Origin of the sequence: Marinobacter persicus (assembly GCF_002934325.1) — a bacterium.
In the GTDB taxonomy this organism is placed as follows: domain Bacteria; phylum Pseudomonadota; class Gammaproteobacteria; order Pseudomonadales; family Oleiphilaceae; genus Marinobacter; species Marinobacter persicus_A.
Window position 1 is genome coordinate 151,784 of the sequence record NZ_PTIV01000001.1, and the last position, 15,223, is coordinate 167,006.

The 15,223-nt window shown below is 60.2% G+C and carries 16 protein-coding genes and 1 other RNA gene; 8 read left to right on the forward strand and 9 right to left on the reverse strand.

Features of this window, described 5'->3' with window-relative positions:
• Nucleotides 1–44 precede the first annotated feature (44 nt).
• Nucleotides 45–830: a twin-arginine translocase subunit TatC gene (gene tatC / locus BY454_RS00750; RefSeq protein ID WP_104414716.1), complete on the forward strand. Its 786-nt coding sequence runs from the start codon at nt 45–47 to the stop codon at nt 828–830.
• Nucleotides 827–1,546 (forward strand): 16S rRNA (uracil(1498)-N(3))-methyltransferase, encoded by a 720-nt coding sequence (locus tag BY454_RS00755; RefSeq protein WP_104414717.1) that lies wholly within the window; start codon nt 827–829, stop codon nt 1,544–1,546. Before tatC ends, BY454_RS00755 begins: the two co-directional genes overlap by 4 nt.
• An 8-nt stretch (nt 1,547–1,554) precedes the next feature.
• Here the strand turns inward: BY454_RS00755 and BY454_RS00760 are convergent, their stop codons facing one another.
• From BY454_RS00760 to BY454_RS00780, 5 genes are read right to left on the reverse strand one after another with little or no spacing between them, the layout of a single operon-like run.
• On the reverse strand, nt 1,555–2,472 hold the full coding sequence (locus BY454_RS00760) for a DUF808 domain-containing protein (protein ID WP_104414718.1): 918 nt from the start codon (nt 2,470–2,472) through the stop codon (nt 1,555–1,557).
• Complete coding sequence (locus BY454_RS00765) at nt 2,472–3,692, reverse strand: UbiH/UbiF/VisC/COQ6 family ubiquinone biosynthesis hydroxylase (RefSeq protein ID WP_104414719.1); 1,221 nt, start codon at nt 3,690–3,692, stop codon at nt 2,472–2,474. Before BY454_RS00765 ends, BY454_RS00760 begins: the two co-directional genes overlap by 1 nt.
• On the reverse strand, nt 3,689–4,969 hold the full coding sequence (gene ubiH, locus BY454_RS00770; RefSeq protein WP_104414720.1) for a 2-octaprenyl-6-methoxyphenyl hydroxylase: 1,281 nt from the start codon (nt 4,967–4,969) through the stop codon (nt 3,689–3,691). Before ubiH ends, BY454_RS00765 begins: the two co-directional genes overlap by 4 nt.
• Before the next feature lie 4 nt (nt 4,970–4,973).
• Nucleotides 4,974–6,293: a Xaa-Pro aminopeptidase gene (gene pepP / locus BY454_RS00775; protein WP_104414721.1), complete on the reverse strand. Its 1,320-nt coding sequence runs from the start codon at nt 6,291–6,293 to the stop codon at nt 4,974–4,976.
• A 12-nt stretch (nt 6,294–6,305) separates the two neighbouring features.
• Nucleotides 6,306–6,905, reverse strand: coding sequence for a UPF0149 family protein (locus BY454_RS00780; protein WP_104414722.1), 600 nt, complete (start codon nt 6,903–6,905; stop codon nt 6,306–6,308).
• Between the two features lie 270 nt (nt 6,906–7,175).
• On the opposite strand from BY454_RS00780, the gene BY454_RS00785 reads away from it, so the two are divergent.
• The 4 genes from BY454_RS00785 (at nt 7,176) to BY454_RS00800 (ending at nt 8,549) form a co-directional block, all read left to right on the forward strand.
• A complete protein-coding gene (locus BY454_RS00785) occupies nt 7,176–7,382 on the forward strand; it encodes a TIGR02449 family protein (RefSeq protein ID WP_091701454.1) in 207 nt (68 codons plus the stop codon).
• Nucleotides 7,382–7,678, forward strand: a complete 297-nt coding sequence (locus BY454_RS00790; RefSeq protein WP_104414723.1) for a cell division protein ZapA — start codon at nt 7,382–7,384, stop codon at nt 7,676–7,678. Before BY454_RS00785 ends, BY454_RS00790 begins: the two co-directional genes overlap by 1 nt.
• 50 nt (nt 7,679–7,728) lie before the next feature.
• A non-coding RNA gene (ssrS, locus tag BY454_RS00795) (6S RNA) lies at nt 7,729–7,909 on the forward strand.
• A gap of 4 nt (nt 7,910–7,913) precedes the next feature.
• On the forward strand, nt 7,914–8,549 hold the full coding sequence (locus BY454_RS00800; RefSeq protein WP_104414724.1) for a 5-formyltetrahydrofolate cyclo-ligase: 636 nt from the start codon (nt 7,914–7,916) through the stop codon (nt 8,547–8,549).
• On the opposite strand, the gene BY454_RS16830 is transcribed toward BY454_RS00800, so the two are convergent.
• Together BY454_RS16830 and ilvA are read right to left on the reverse strand one after the other, a co-directional pair.
• Entirely contained in the window at nt 8,546–8,692 is a 147-nt protein-coding gene (locus BY454_RS16830; RefSeq protein ID WP_181049614.1) for a hypothetical protein, read from the reverse strand. The two genes, BY454_RS00800 and BY454_RS16830, sit on opposite strands and share 4 nt — an antisense overlap.
• Nucleotides 8,693–9,046: 354 nt before the next feature.
• Nucleotides 9,047–10,582, reverse strand: a complete 1,536-nt coding sequence (ilvA, locus tag BY454_RS00805) for a threonine ammonia-lyase, biosynthetic (RefSeq protein WP_104414725.1) — start codon at nt 10,580–10,582, stop codon at nt 9,047–9,049.
• 134 nt (nt 10,583–10,716) lie between these two features.
• On the opposite strand from ilvA, the gene rpiA reads away from it, so the two are divergent.
• The gene (rpiA, locus tag BY454_RS00810) at nt 10,717–11,397 is read left to right on the forward strand and encodes a ribose-5-phosphate isomerase RpiA (RefSeq protein WP_104414726.1); all 681 of its coding nucleotides are present in this window, start codon (nt 10,717–10,719) and stop codon (nt 11,395–11,397) included.
• 108 nt (nt 11,398–11,505) lie between these two features.
• On the forward strand, nt 11,506–12,033 hold the full coding sequence (gene ppa / locus BY454_RS00815) for an inorganic diphosphatase (protein WP_104414727.1): 528 nt from the start codon (nt 11,506–11,508) through the stop codon (nt 12,031–12,033).
• Nucleotides 12,034–12,108: 75 nt separating this feature from the next.
• On the opposite strand, the gene BY454_RS00820 is transcribed toward ppa, so the two are convergent.
• A complete protein-coding gene (locus tag BY454_RS00820; RefSeq protein WP_104414728.1) occupies nt 12,109–13,161 on the reverse strand; it encodes a DUF2333 family protein in 1,053 nt (350 codons plus the stop codon).
• 7 nt (nt 13,162–13,168) lie between these two features.
• Nucleotides 13,169–15,169: a bifunctional diguanylate cyclase/phosphodiesterase gene (locus tag BY454_RS00825; RefSeq protein ID WP_104414729.1), complete on the reverse strand. Its 2,001-nt coding sequence runs from the start codon at nt 15,167–15,169 to the stop codon at nt 13,169–13,171.
• Nucleotides 15,170–15,223 lie beyond the last annotated feature (54 nt).

Here is a 15,223-nt window from a genome sequence, read left to right on the forward strand (position 1 = left end):
GCGCCACCCGGGCCCCCGTCAGAGAAGTCATCGGATAACCGCTCATGAGCGCCACCCCAGACGGTCACCAGACACCCCCTGAACAGGGCGATATGCCATTGATCGAGCACCTGCTCGAGCTCCGTAGTCGACTGCTGAAAATGGTATTGGCGGTTGCGGTATGTTTTGTCGTCCTGTACCCGTTTGCCAATGAACTGTACCTGCTGATCTCCGAGCCGCTGCGCGAGCTGCTGCCGGTGGGCCAGACCATGATCGCCACCGACATCACCTCGCCGTTTTTCGCACCCCTGAAGCTGTCCCTGGTACTGGCCCTGTTCATTGCCATTCCGGTGGTTCTCTATCAGCTCTGGAGCTTTATCGCGCCCGGGCTCTACGCCCACGAAAAACGGCTGGCGTTCCCACTGCTGTTCACCTCGGTGCTGCTGTTCTACGCCGGCGCAGCCTTTGCCTACTTCGTCGTATTCCCGCTGGTATTCGGCTTTTTCACGGCGATTGGTCCGGAAGGGATTGTCGAGCTACCCGACATCAACAGTTACCTGAACTTCGTACTGAAGATGTTCTTCGCCTTTGGCGTGGCCTTCGAGATCCCCATTGCCACGGTTCTGCTGGTCCTGACCGGCGCCACCACACCGGAGAATCTGGCCGCCAAACGCCCGTACGTGATCGTGGGCTGCTTCGTCATTGGCATGCTGCTGACCCCGCCGGACATCATCTCCCAGACCCTGCTGGCCGTGCCCATGTGGATTCTGTTCGAATTCGGAATCCTGGCCAGCCGCTTCGCGCGGCGCGACCTTGAACAAGCCTCCGAGAGCGAGCAAACCGGCGAATGAACCTGGCCCTGCTGAGCGATGAAGATTTCACCGCCAATCACCACGTACGGTTGACCGGCAGGCGCCTGGAGCACCTCAGAACCGTGCTTCGGGCCACCGAGGGCCGGCGCATCCCGGTCGGCCGGGAGAACGGTTTGATGGGCGAAGGTGAAGTGCTGAGCCTGACCGACACCCACGCCGAGCTTCGAGTCACCCTGGATCAAAGCCCGCCCGCGCCGCTGCCACTGACCCTGATCCTCGCCATGCCCCGCCCAAAGATGCTTCGGCGGGTCCTGCAGACCTGCGCCTCTCTGGGCGTGAAGGACATCTGGCTGATCAACAGCTACAAGGTGGAAAAGAGCTTCTGGCAGACGCCGTGGCTGCAGGAAGAGCACTTAAGGGAAAACCTGACCCTTGGGCTGGAGCAGGCCCGGGACACGCAGATGCCGAAAGTACACATCCGCAAGCTGTTCAAACCTTTCGTGGAAGATGAGTTGCCTCAACTGCTGGCCGGCACCCGGGCGCTGGTCGCCCATCCCGGGCGAGCCGAGCCCTGCCCGGTGCACCTGTCTGAACCAGCCACTCTGTGCATTGGCCCGGAAGGAGGATTCACGGAGTACGAGGTCAGTAAACTGGAGGAAGCCGGATGCACCAGCGTGCATCTGGGGCCACGCATTCTGCGGGTGGAAACGGCGGTGCCGGTATTAATCAGCCGGCTGTTCGACGCCTGTGGCTAAAACCGGTCTTATCCGGCCCGGTAACGCTGCCACCAAGCGATCAGAGGTGTAAGCACCAACACCAGTACCGCACCGGCAACCAGCCCAACAACGCCATCCAGCGCCATAGACACCAACCCCGCCACGATCCCGTCAAACGCGCCTGCCAGGCGCTCAATCAGGTGGTGCAAGGGCCCCACCCCGTGACTGATGATGCCACCACCGACCAGGAACATGGCAATGGTTCCCAGGATGGACAGGCCTTTCATCAGGTACGGCGCCAGCGACAATAGGCCCTGCCCCAACGTCTGGGCATTGGAATTGGATGTTTTGCTGAGATAAAGGCCAAGATCATCGAGTTTCACGATACCAGCCACCAACCCGTACACGAACACCGTGACCATCACGGCAACCACCGACAGGACAACCACCTGCATGCCAAAGGCCGCGCCGGCAATGGTTCCCAGCGTGATCGCGATAATTTCCGCGGACAATATGAAGTCGGTCCGGATCGCGCCCCGGATTTTGTCCTTTTCCAACGCTTTCAGGTCTATATCGGGATTCCTTACCGCTTCCCGAAGAGCCTCTTTATGGCCATCATTCCGGTCACGGTGCAGCACGCGATGGGCCACTTTCTCGAAACCTTCGTAGCACAGGAACGCCCCACCCAGCATGAGTAGAGGGATGATCAACCAGGGCATCAGCCAACTGATAAGCAATGCCGCCGGCACCAGAATTGCCTTGTTCTTCAGAGACCCCACTGCCACGGCCCAGACCACCGGCAGCTCCCTGGCGGGGTTTACACCCGTCACCTGCTGCGCGTTGAGCGCAAGGTCATCGCCCAGCACCCCAGCCGTCTTCTTGGTGGCAGCCTTGGTCAGCAGTGCCATGTCGTCCAGCACGGTCGCGATATCGTCAATCAGGGCAAGCAGGCTAACACCCGCCATCAGAGATCTCCCATGGCCATGGCCGCGACTTTGTTCTTGATACCATCCATCCGGTCCAGCACTCGCATGCCGGCATTGCGCATCCAGCGCACGGGCAACTCATCCCGGGCAAACAACTGTTTGAAGCCCTCCATGGCCGCCATCATGGTCAGGTTATCGCCCTTGCGACGACGCTGATAACGGGCCAGGACCAGGGCATCCCCTGCGGGCAGGCCGGCTTTATGTGCCTTGGCCAGTTCGTCCAGCAACACCTGGACATCGCCGTACCCCAGGTTGGCGCCCTGGCCGGCCAGCGGGTGAATGGTATGGGCGGCATCGCCCACCAGGGCCAGGCCTTCGGCAGTGTAATCCTTGGCGTGGCGTTGGCGCAGGGGGAAGGCAAACCGACGCGAAACCGCCTCCAGCTCGCCCAACTGCCCTTCAAAGGCACGGGAAAGTTCCGCATCGAACGCATCGTCGTCCAGCGCCATCAACCGCCGTGCCTCGTCGGTCTGCTGGGACCAGACAATAGAGCAGAAATGCTCGCTGCGTTGTTCATTGGTCAAGGGCAGGAAGGCCAACGGCCCGGTCTGGGAGAACCGCTGCCAGGCGGTAAACTCATGGCTGTGCGCCGTTTTGACGGTACAGACAATGGCCTGGTGATCGTAATCCCATTCCCGGGTGGCCAGTCCGGCCCACTGGCGCAGGCGCGAATGGCCGCCATCAGCGCCCACCACCAGATCGGCGGTGATCACCCGCTGGTCCTCCAGCTCCACGCCCCGACCCCGAAGCCAACGGCTGACACGCACGCCGTCAAACACCGTAACCGAACTGTCCGCCAGGGCCTGGAATAGCCCCCGCACAATGTGACGATTCTCGATGATGGTACCGAGGGAGGTGGCGTATAGCTCGGCCGCATCGAAATGAATCCGACCGGTGCCATCGCCATCCCACACCGTCATTTTCCGGTAATCGCAGTGCCGCTGCGCCGCAATGCGGGACCAGGCACCCACGCTCTCCAGCAGGCGCTGGCTGGCCAGGGAAATCGCGCTGACACGGGGCTCGAAGTCCTCGACGTTGTCTGCCGGCTTTGCTGGCTGCAACAGGGTCTCGACGGTCTCGCTTTCCACCAGGGCCACCTGCCAGCCCTGATGGGCCAGCCCCAGGGCCACGGCGGAACCGATCATGCCGCCACCGGCAATCACCACGTCAAAGTGCGAAAGATTGGACGTACAGGTCATTTCGAACGGGCCTCCCCGACATTGGCTGACAACGGAAGCACCGGACGGCGCCCGCCAGTGCCCATGGCCTTGCGGGCGAACCAGCGTTTGGCGCCGGGCACCAGATCCAGCCCCATCAGGCCCGCATCCCGGGCCAGGGTCACCGGAGCCAGGGGCTGGCCAAACAGGCGAATCAGTGAATCCGAGAACTGCACGGTCTGGCGCCAGTCCTGGCGGTGCAGGCGCTGGTATTCGCCCAGCACCGACAGATTGCCAATGGCCACGCCCCGGTCCACGCCCTGGCGGAACTGTTCCACCAGCGTGACCAGGCCCCGCAGCGCCAGGTTGAAGCCCTGCCCGGCCACCGGGTGAAGGGCGTGAGCAGCGTTGCCCACCAACGCGACTCCCGGCCGCACTGCTTCATCCACGGTGCTGAGCTTGAGTGGGTAGTGGTAACACTCGCCAATGCGAGTAAAGGCCCCCAACCGCCAGCCAAAGCGCTCCTGCAGCTTGCGGCACTTCTGCTCATCGGACAGTGACAATATGTCATGCAGAGCGGTGTCACTGAGGGTCCAGACCAGCGCCGACTGGTTGCCCGGCTGCTTCGGTGATCCGTGGGGCAGCAGCGCCATGGGGCCGGTATCGGTAAAGCGTTCGTAGGCGACAAACTGGTGCGACTCGCCGGTGGAGACATTGGCGATCAACGCATTCTGGCCATAGTCCTCCGTCCGGGCCTGGAAACCGAGCTTTTCCCGCAGGCCGGAACGACCACCATCAGCCACCACCAAACACTGACCGGTCAGGGTCAGCGGTTCGCCGTCTTTCAGGACATTCACGCAGACACCCTGCTCGGTGGGAGTCATCCCGGTCACTTCCGCCGGTGCCTGCCATTCTACCCCGGTGTCCAGCAGCGCCCGCATCAGGCAAAGCCCCATCCAGCGGTTATCCACCACGTAACCCAGGGCCTCCTGGCCATGGTCCTGCGCGTGTAAACGGGTGGCGCCAAAATGGCCGCGGTCCGAGACGTGGATATGGCGGATCGGGGTGGCGTGCTCAGAGACCGCAGACCACAGTCCCAATTCCTCAAAAATCAGCCGCGAGCCCCACGCCAGTGCCGTTGAGCGAGCGTCGTAACTGGGCTGGTAGTCTTCGGGCAGGGCATCCGGAGCCAGCGGCACGGTTTCCACAACCGTCACCCGCAACTCGGGCACCACCCGGGCCATCGCCAAGGCCAACGTGGCGCCGGCCAGGCCGCCGCCGGCAATGATCAGATCGGTATCCAGCTGGTTTTGATTCACGGTCTCAGTCCGCCATCAGAGCTTCAATCTCGGAAATGGTTTTCGGCACGTCATCGGTCAGGATGCGGCAGCCGTCCTTGGTGACCACCACGTCGTCTTCGATGCGGATGCCGATGCCCCGCCATTTTTCGTCCACGTTGGTGTTGTCCGGGGCCACATACAAGCCCGGTTCCACAGTCAGGGCCATGCCCGGCTCCAGCTGGCGCCAGGCATCGCCAATCTTGTAGTCCCCCACGTCATGCACGTCCATGCCCAGCCAGTGGCCGGTGCGGTGCATGAAGAACGGCCGGTAGGCGCCGGCCTCGATGGCCTCTTCCACGGTGCCGGACAGCAGGCCAAGATCAATCAGGCCCTGGGTCAGCACGTTCAGGGCCGCTTCGTGGGGCTGGTTCCAGTGGTTACCCGGTTTCACCGCGTCAATGGCAGCGTACTGGGCCGCCAGCACCACCTCATACAGGGCTTTCTGTTCGTCGCTGAACTTGCCGCTCACCGGGAAGGTGCGGGTAATATCAGAGGCGTAGCACTCCAGCTCACAGCCGGCATCAATCAGTACCAGGTCGCCCTCTTTCAGTGGCGCCGAATTCTCGATGTAATGCAGGATGCAGGCGTTGGCGCCACTGCCGACAATCGATGGATAGGCGGTATCCCGGGCGCCGTGCTCCATGAAGGTGTGGATCAGCTCGGCTTCCAGCTGGTATTCGAAACCACCCCGGCGCGCCCGTTTCATGGCCCGGCGGTGCGCCTCGGCGCTGATCTTGCCAGCCTTCGCCATCACCTTCACTTCCGCCGCGCTCTTATACAGGCGCAGGTCATGGAGCAGGTGCTCCAGGGCCACGAACTCGCCCGGTGGGTGTGCGCCGGCGCGCACCTTGCTGCGAATAGTCTTGACCCAATCCATTACCCGGGTATCGAACGCCGGGTCTTTGCCCAGGGGGTAATACACCCGGCTTCGACCCTCAATCATGCCCGGCAGGATGTCGTCGATGTCGGTAATCGGGAAGGCATCGTCCAGGCCATACTGTTCAATGGCACCGTCCTGGCCCACCAGGAAGCCGTCCCACAGTTCCTTCTCCGGATTGCGCTCCTTGCAGAACAGCACCGCCTCGCCATGCTCGCGCCCGGGAATCAGTGCCAGTACTGCTTCGGGCTCGCCAAAGCCGGTCAGGTATTGGAAATCACTGTCCTGGCGGAACGGATGCAGTACATCCCGGTTGCGAACCCGCTCGGGCGCGGCCGGGAGAATGGCGATGCTGTCCGGCGCCATCCGTTCCATCAGTTTGCGGCGGCGTTCGGCAAATTCTTTCATCGGAATCATTGAAGCCATGCGGTCTCCTGATCAGTGCAGCGTCGGCCCTTTACTCGCCGGTTTTTCCGGCTCGTTGAACTCGGTAAAGACGGTCAGGGCACCCAGACGCACGTATTCGGTGATTTCCAGCAACTGCTGTTCGCTTTCGTCGTCGGCCTCTTCGTCTTCCGACAACTGACTGATGGCCACCATGTCCTCAATCAGTTCACGGATCTCGTCCGGAGCCTGACCCAGGGATTCGCCCGCCGCCAGTGCCATGCCTTCAAGGAACCCACGAACCCAGGTCACCAAGGCCTCCAGGCGCTGGTCCATGGCGTAATCCTCATCCGGCAGAAGCAGGTGGAAGTCCATGTCGCTGGACTGCAGCTGCTGCAGGGTCTGCTCATAGGCGTGATACATGAATGGCGCCAGATCATCAGACTCTTCCATGGCCGCCTCGGCCAGCCCCATGTATTCACACACCATGGCAAGCCATTCCTGCTCTTCCATACGTGCTCCGGCCGCCAGTCGACCACACAGTACGCCATGCAGCTCGGAGGGATGACTGAACGCCTTGTGCGCGGTAAAAACGTTGGCCCAGCGTTCAAATTCAGCGGCGCGGGTGGCGCCGGAAGTGTCGATATCAGACATGAAACAAGGTGTTCCTGCGTGTTGGGGATTCGTTGGACTCACTATCGTAGCATCCTGGCGAAGACAGTGGCACTGACGCGGATCATCAGAGCGACTAAGCCCATCTGTATGCCCGGCTATTAAACGACGGCAATCAATTTCACGGTTAATCCGGCATGACAGCCCGGTAAATTGACCGGTCTGGCATCGGCACTTATAGTTACTGGCACTTAAAGGTGCGTTCACGGAGCAGTGAATGCCCGATATCCACTCATCAATGTTGGGCAGGCCATGGAACAGTCCGAAGTACAGGCGCTGGCAGACAAGCTGGACAAACTGATCGAACGCTGCGAAAAGCTCGAGCAGGACAACGCTCTGCTGCGGGAACTTCAGGATGACTGGAACCGTGAACGGGCCCAGCTGATGCACAAGAACGACCTTGCCAAAAACAAGATCGAAGCCATGATCGGCCGCCTCAGAGCGCTGGAGCACCACTGATGTCAGAGCAGTCAACCACCGTTTCCGTCCGCATCCTCGACAAGGAATACCTGGTGGCCTGTCCGGAAGAGCAGCAGGAAGCCCTGTTGCGTGCGGCCAAATACCTGGACAACAACATGCGGGAGATCCGCGCCAGCGGCAAGGTTTTCGGTACCGAGCGCATAGCAGTCATGGCCGCCCTGAACATTACCAATGACCTGCTGGAGCGGGACACGATGTCGGACGCCACCAGCAGCATCCTCGAGGCCATGGACAACCGGCTGGACGAAGCCCTGGGTAAATCCTCAGGTCACTGATTGCAAAACAGGGTTGCAATCGCCCCCGTAACTGCCCCTATAATGAAACCAACTTCCTGGGCTGTACGGGGTGTCGGATACGTCCTCGAGCCGATGCGCACTACCCAGGTGGCTACTTCAGGGCATTGTGAGCATGCCTCCTTCGGGAGGAAGCCTAATATGCTACAGCGGCCACCGACCTTGAACTCTGGGTTCAAGGGCCACATCCGATAACGGCAGCCCGGGAAGCTTTATTTTGACTGAGTACCAATCCCCCCAACCGTTTGAATCCGAACCAGATACCCCCACACGAGACGCCCTGCGCAGGCAGATGCGGCGACAACGTCGGGCGCTGTCGTACGAGCAGCAACAGCAGGCCTCCGAGAACCTGGCCCTGAACCTGCTGAAACACCCTTCCCTGCATCGCGCCCGACACATTGGCATTTACCTGGCCAACGACGGCGAAATCGACCCACACCTGTACATTGATCTGGCCCGGCGAAAAGGCATTCAGTTTTACCTGCCCATCCTGCATCCGATTTACCCGGGCAAGCTGGTATTCAGCCCCTATTTCGACGGCGTCGAGCTGACCGCCAACCGTTTTGGCATACCCGAGCCGCCCTTTCCGCGTTCAAGGCGCAGGCCGCCCTGGGCGCTGGACGCGGTATTGTTTCCGTTGGTGAGCTTTGACGAGGAAGGGGGCCGACTGGGCATGGGCGGTGGTTTTTATGACCGCACGTTTGAATTCAGCTGTATTCGACCGGCGATGGCACCAAAGCTGATCGGCCTGGCGCATGATTTTCAGAAGGTGGCATCATTACCCACAAAACCCTGGGACGTGCCATTACACGGGGTGGTGACGGACAGGCGTTGCTACCGTTTTCGGCGTTAATCCGCCGACTGGGCCATTTCAACAACCGACGCCGGCAGCGGACGGTTGTCCTCAGAGGCCTGCAGGGATGTAAAACCGGTAATCACAAGGCCAACTGCAAATATCAGAAGGACAGTACGCAGAATATCAGGCTTGCGTGCCATGGGCGTTGCTTTCCGTTTCTCTAACCAGAAGTGGATGAAAGGTCATTAGCAATAATTTATGTCAATGACCAGCATAGGATCCTAACATGAAACGGCCGTTTTACAATTTTTGACGTCTTAAAATTGCGTAAGGGTTCCGATTTCTGAAACTTTCAGCTCAGAGTCACCCGACCGAAACCGAGCCGGAGGGCCTTGCCGGGAACCGCTACAAGCACATCCATGTGCGCTTATCTCAGGCCATCCATGGCCTTCGAAATTCCCGGCAAGGCCCTCCGGCCCGGCTTCTAACTCTGAAATAACTGCCAAGTTCCCGGAAAGCGGTACCAGCCCCGTTTCGGGCGATTTACTGCTCTTTTAGGACGAGACTGAATTCCCAGCCCCAAGAAACAACCGATACGCTTGGTTATCGGTCATGTTCTCGTACTCGAAGCCGACCTTGTCGAGCATCTTCTCGAAATCAGCCACCTCGCCCTCGTTCACTTGGGCACCCAACAGCACCCGGCTGTACGCCGCACCGTGGTTGCGGTAGTGGAACAGGGAGATGTTCCAACGGGTACCCAGCGACATCAGGAACTTGAGCAAGGCGCCCGGGCGCTCCGGGAACTGGAACTGGTACACCACCTCGTTGTTCACCGAGGGCGCATGGCCGCCCACCATGTGCCGGATGTGCTGCTTGGCCAGGTCGCTGTCGGTCAGGTCGATCACCGAGTAGCCGTCTTCACGCAGTTCCTGAACCAGCTCGTCGCGGCCATGGCCGCCAGCCTGGATCTGGATACCCACGAAGATCACCGCTTCGCGGTCGTCGGCGTAGCGGTAATTGAATTCAGTGATGCTGCGCTTGTGCAAGGCATTGATAAAGGTTTTGAACGCCCCCGGCTTTTCCGGAATGGTCACCGCCAGGATGGCTTCGCGTTTCTCGCCAATCTCGGTGCGCTCGGAGATGTAGCGCAGACGATCGAAGTTCATGTTGGCGCCACTAAGAACACCGGCGAGGTTTTCGCCTTCGATGCTCTCCCGCTCAACGTACTTCTTCATGCCAGCCACCGCCAGTGCACCGGCTGGCTCCGCAATGGATCGGGTATCCCCGAACACGTCCTTGATGGCGGCGCAGATCTCGTCGGTGGACACGGTGATCACCTCATCCACGCTGTCTTTGCAGATTTCCCAGGGCGCTTCACCGATCTGCCTTACAGCCACACCGTCGGCAAAGATGCCCACCTGCTCCAGCACTACACGTTCACCGGCCTCCAGTGCCGCTTGAAGACAGTTGGAATCTTCCGGCTCGACACCAATCACCTTGATCTCTGGACGCAGGTACTTGATGTAGGCCGCCATGCCAGCGATCAGGCCGCCGCCGCCCACGGGGATGAACACCGCGTGCAGGGGCTTGGAGAACTGCCACATCAGCTCCATGGCCACGGTGCCCTGGCCGGCGATAACGTCCGGATCATCATACGGCGGGATGTAGGTATAACCGTGCTTCTGGATCAGCTCCTGGGCATGGGCAGCGGCTTCATCAAACGCGTCGCCCTTGAGCACCACTTTGGCGCCCCGGTCGCGTACCGACTGCACTTTGATATCCGGCGTGGTCTGGGGCATGACAATCACCGCTTTGATACCCAGCTGTTTGGCCGACATCGCCACACCCTGGGCGTGGTTGCCGGCGGACGCGCAGATCACGCCTTTGGCTTTCTGTTCTTCCGAGAGCTGGGCAATCCGGTTATAGGCACCGCGAATCTTGAAGGAAAACACCGGCTGAAGGTCTTCGCGCTTAATCAGAATGTTATTGCCAAGGCGCTTGGACAGGCTACGGGCTTCAGTCAGGGGTGTTTCGATGGCCACGTCATAAACGCGGGCATCGAGGATCTTCTTGATATAGCGTTGCGGCATGATGGTTCCGGTTGCTGGTGAATGTCGGCATGAAAACCAACAGTGTAGGAAGTTTGCACGGTTGCCGTCTATAAGCACAGGCCTTGCGGGCGTATAATAAACTTAAACTTACCAAGATCTCGGGGAGCGTTCCCATGACTCAGGACGAACTGAAAAAAGCCGTGGCCCAGGCAGCCGTGGATTACATCGTGCCTCACCTGGATGACAACAGCGTTGTCGGCGTGGGAACCGGCAGCACCGCCAACTTCTTCATCGACCTGCTGGCCCAGCACAAGAACGATTTCGACGGCGCTGTCGCCAGCTCCGAAGCCACCGCTGAGCGTCTCAAGAAGCACGGCATCCCGGTGTACGACCTGAACGCCGTGAACGGCATCGAGTTTTATGTGGACGGCGCCGACGAAACCAACGAACACCTTGAACTGATCAAAGGTGGCGGCGGCGCGCTGACCCGGGAAAAAATCGTGGCGGCGGTCGCGAAGACCTTCATCTGCATCGCCGATGAATCCAAGAAAGTGGACATCCTGGGCGACTTCCCCCTGCCGGTAGAGGTCATCCCCATGGCCCGTAGCCACGTGGGTCGCGAGATCGTGAGACTCGGCGGCGATCCGGTTTACCGGGACGGTTTCACCACCGACAACGGCAACATCATCATCGATATTCACAATCTGGACATTTCCCGCCCGATTGCCATTGAAGAGAAACTCAACAACATTGTCGGCGTGGTCACCAACGGCCTGTTCGCCCGCCGTCCGGCAGACGTGCTACTGCTGGGCACCGGGGATGGCGTCAAGCGTATCGATCGCGACCATCAGTAAGACGGATATCTCGCCCGGCTCTGGTTTCTAACCAATCCGGGCTTCCGTATAATTCCGACGACTGTTTATCTGCAGGCACACCTGCCCAACTATCACAAAGGATCGCACATGCAATTCGATAACATTCCCGCTGGCAAGAATCCGCCTGAAGACATCTACGTTGCCATCGAAATCCCGGCCAACAGCTCTCCGGTCAAGTACGAACTGGACAAGGACATGGGCGCCCTGCTGGTTGACCGCTTCATGGCCACCCCGATGTTCTACCCGGCCAACTATGGCTTCATTCCGCACACGCTGGCCGACGACGGTGACCCGCTGGACGTGCTGGTGGTCACCCCCTACCCGATCCAGGCCGGCTGTGTGATTCGCTGCCGTCCGGTCGGCGTCCTGAACATGGAAGACGAAGCCGGCGGGGATGCCAAGCTGGTTGCCGTTCCGCACGACAAGCTGACCCAGACCTACCACAACGTCAGGGAAATCGAAGATCTGCCGGAACTGCTCCGCGACCAGATCCACCACTTCTTCGAGAACTACAAGACGCTGGAACCCGGCAAGTGGGTGAAGGTTCAGGGCTGGGCAAACGCCGACGCAGCCCGCAAGGCCATCGAAGAGGCGGTTGCCGCCTACAAGGGCTAAGCTTTTCGCAGACACAAAAAAGCCGGGCGGTTACCTCAACCGCCCGGCTTTTTTATTTCTGAAATCCGTCTTGCGTTAACCGCGGGACAGCAGATCCCGAAGATCACTGATCGCAGCATTGGCCCGCGACAGGTACGAAGCCATGGTCAGGGAGTGGTTGGCCAGCACCCCGAAGCCGCTGCCATTGAGGATCACCGGGCTCCACATGGTTTTCTGGGTGCCTTCGAGCTCGATAATGATCTGCTTCACACTGGCCATGGCGTTCTTGTCCTGCAACACACTCCGGAAATCCACCTCGATGGCCTTGAAGATGTGCAACAACGCCCAGGCGCTGCCCCTTGCCTCATAAAACACATCGTCGATCTCGGTCCACGGTGTCTTGACGTCTTCACCGCCGGTCTCCTCGGCCAGGGGATCGTCCGGATTCACGTTAGCCACGGCGTCCGGGACGGAGGCCTTACCCACACTCTCACTCAGGGTGCGGGACAGGCTGCCCAGGCGGGTTTCCAGGTCCGCCAGCCAGTTGTTCAGATTATCCGCGCGGGCAAAGAACTGGGCATCACCCTGGCCCGGGGCGGACAGGCGATCCAGGTAGCGCTTGAGCGCAGTGATGCCCCGACGGTATTCGTTCTCGGTGGACGGTATCGCCCAGCTGCCGTTATCAAAATGGAATTGCGGCTCGGCAATCACCAGGTCCGGATCTTCCGCGGACTGGCTCTGGGACCGGCTGATGTCTTTACGCATGGCCCGCGACAGGTCCCGGAGCTGCACCAGCGCTCCGAACTCCCAGTGCGGCATGTTGTCCAGCCAGAGGCCCGGAGGCGCAATATCGTTGGTGATGTAGCCACCCGGCTTTTCCAGCAGGGTTTCGGCAATGCGAATCATGGTGGCGGTGGTGGCAAACCCCACCACCGGTTCCCGGTTCATCTCTGTGGCCAGGGTGCGGGTGTGTTCACGCACCGAGTAGGTGTCGGGCTCACTGCTCCAGTACATTCCCAGGACAACGGCCACCAGCAGGTAAATGACCAGCACAGCCAGCAAAAACTTTACAATCACGCCACTGCCGCCGGTGTAGTCCTTCACATCTTCTTTCTTGTCTCTGAAAAACTGTCTGATTTTGCCCGACATAAGAGGTTCATTCTCCCGTTGATGACTGGTCAGCCGCAAAAGGCCGTCCAAGATGGTATCCCATTGCCCCATCAATACCCAGCTCACAGAGTACCGAGTATTCGGCCGCGGTTTCCACTCCCGTGGCGAAAACACGCACGCCACGGCTCCGGGCAATACCAATGACCGATTCCAGCCAGAATCGGTTGTCGGCATGGCGATCCAGTTCATGGATGAAACTGTTGTCGATACGCATGCCGCCAAAGGGCAGATTCTTCAGATAACTGAAAGGTACGCCGCCCACACCAAAGCGGTCCACCAGCACCGGCACGCCCGACCGATACAACGCCATCACCAGCGCCGTCGCGGCATTACGGTGGTAACTCATCGCCAATTCCGGCACACCCACCCACAGCCGCCTGGCGGTGTAACCGGCACCGTCCAGCATGGACAAAAGATCGTCCCGAAAGCCTGCGTCCGCCACCGAACCCCGACCCAGGGAAATGGCCAACACCACGCCCGGATGCTCGCGCAGGTAATCCAGGGCACTGGCGACCAGAAGCCGGTCCACATCTTTCACCAGACCCAGGCGCTCCGCCACCGGCAGGAACAAGCCCGCCCTAAAGTCGCCCTCAGGCGTGCGAATGCGGGAAAAGACCTGGTAATGTACCAACTGACGATCCTCTCCCCGCACCATGGGCTGCAGCCACATCGACAGGTTCCGGTGGCGAATGGCATCCACGATGATCTTGCGCCAGGCCTCCATATCATGATGCTGGCCATCACCGGCATCGGCCGCCTTCACGCCGGATTCTCCCTGCTCCCGAGCATCAACCAACGCCTCGTCCGCCGCCGCTAACAGCTCGCGAATGGTTTCACTGGGGCGCGCCGGGGCCAGGCCAACCCACACCATGGTGTCCATGGGGGCCGCCAGGGCCGCGTATCGCTGCTCCAGCTCCTGGACCAATGCCGATGCCCAGCCGTGGGCATCGTGCAAGGACGCGCCGGGCAGGAAAACCGCAAACTCAGCCCCGGTCCGTCGTCCGGCGAAAGACTCCACGTGGTGACTGACAAAAGCTTCGAGAATGCCAGCCACTTCCTGCAGCAATTCGTCACTTTCCTGCTGACCGTAGGCGTGGCTGTAATCGGCAAAATATCCCAGCTGGATCAGCATCAGCACGCCGGGTGCGGCCTTTTCTTCCGACTCCACCTCGACCTTCAGTCGCTGGTCAAACGCCAGCCGACTGGCCAGGCCGGTCACCGGGTCTTCGTTGTTTACCTTACGCAAGTGCTGGATGAGCTTGCCCTGCCCCAGAAACAGACGCCCCAGGTCATCGGCCATCTGGTTCATGGCGGCAGTGACCCGGTTCAGCTCCCGGGTCGAGCGCATATGAATGCGCTGACTGAAATTTCGTTGGCTCAGGGCGTGGGCCTGGGCTTCCAGCGCCTTGAGCGGGCGCAGCAGCCAGCGAAGCATGATAAAGAGCGAAAGCAGCCCGATACCGCCAATCACCACCAACCCCATGAACAGGCCCATGGTGATGCGCCAGAGGTTGTCGTAGGCTCGCCCGGGATGACTGACCACTCGCACCTTGCCAAGCCGTGACCAGCCCCGGACCACTTCTGCCTCGGCCATGGGCAGGGGCAGCTCCGCTATGGCCAGAAACCATTCCGGCGCGACTTGCGTGCGAAGCGCCATGGTTCTGCCAGCGATCACCGCGCCGTCATGGTCAACGTACTCAACCATCAGGTACTGGCCGCTATCGAAGACCGCATCAATCAGCGAAGAAGAGGCAACCGGATCGGTCCCATCAATCGCGTTGGACAACGAAAGCCCGGTCGCCGTTGCGCCATCCTGCGCATGCGCCTTCAACTGGTCCGCCACGTAGTCCCGGAAATACCCGTAACTGGTGACAAAAGCCGCCAGAAGCAGGGCCACCAGCAAGGTGCCTGTAAACAGCAATAACAATGTTTGAAGGGTAATGGCCCCCTGCTGCGCGCTCGCGCGTCCGCCACGTTTCCCTGCCATGGCATTGTGCCCCGGATCAAGAAATGAGCAATTGCACACACAATTGACAAACAT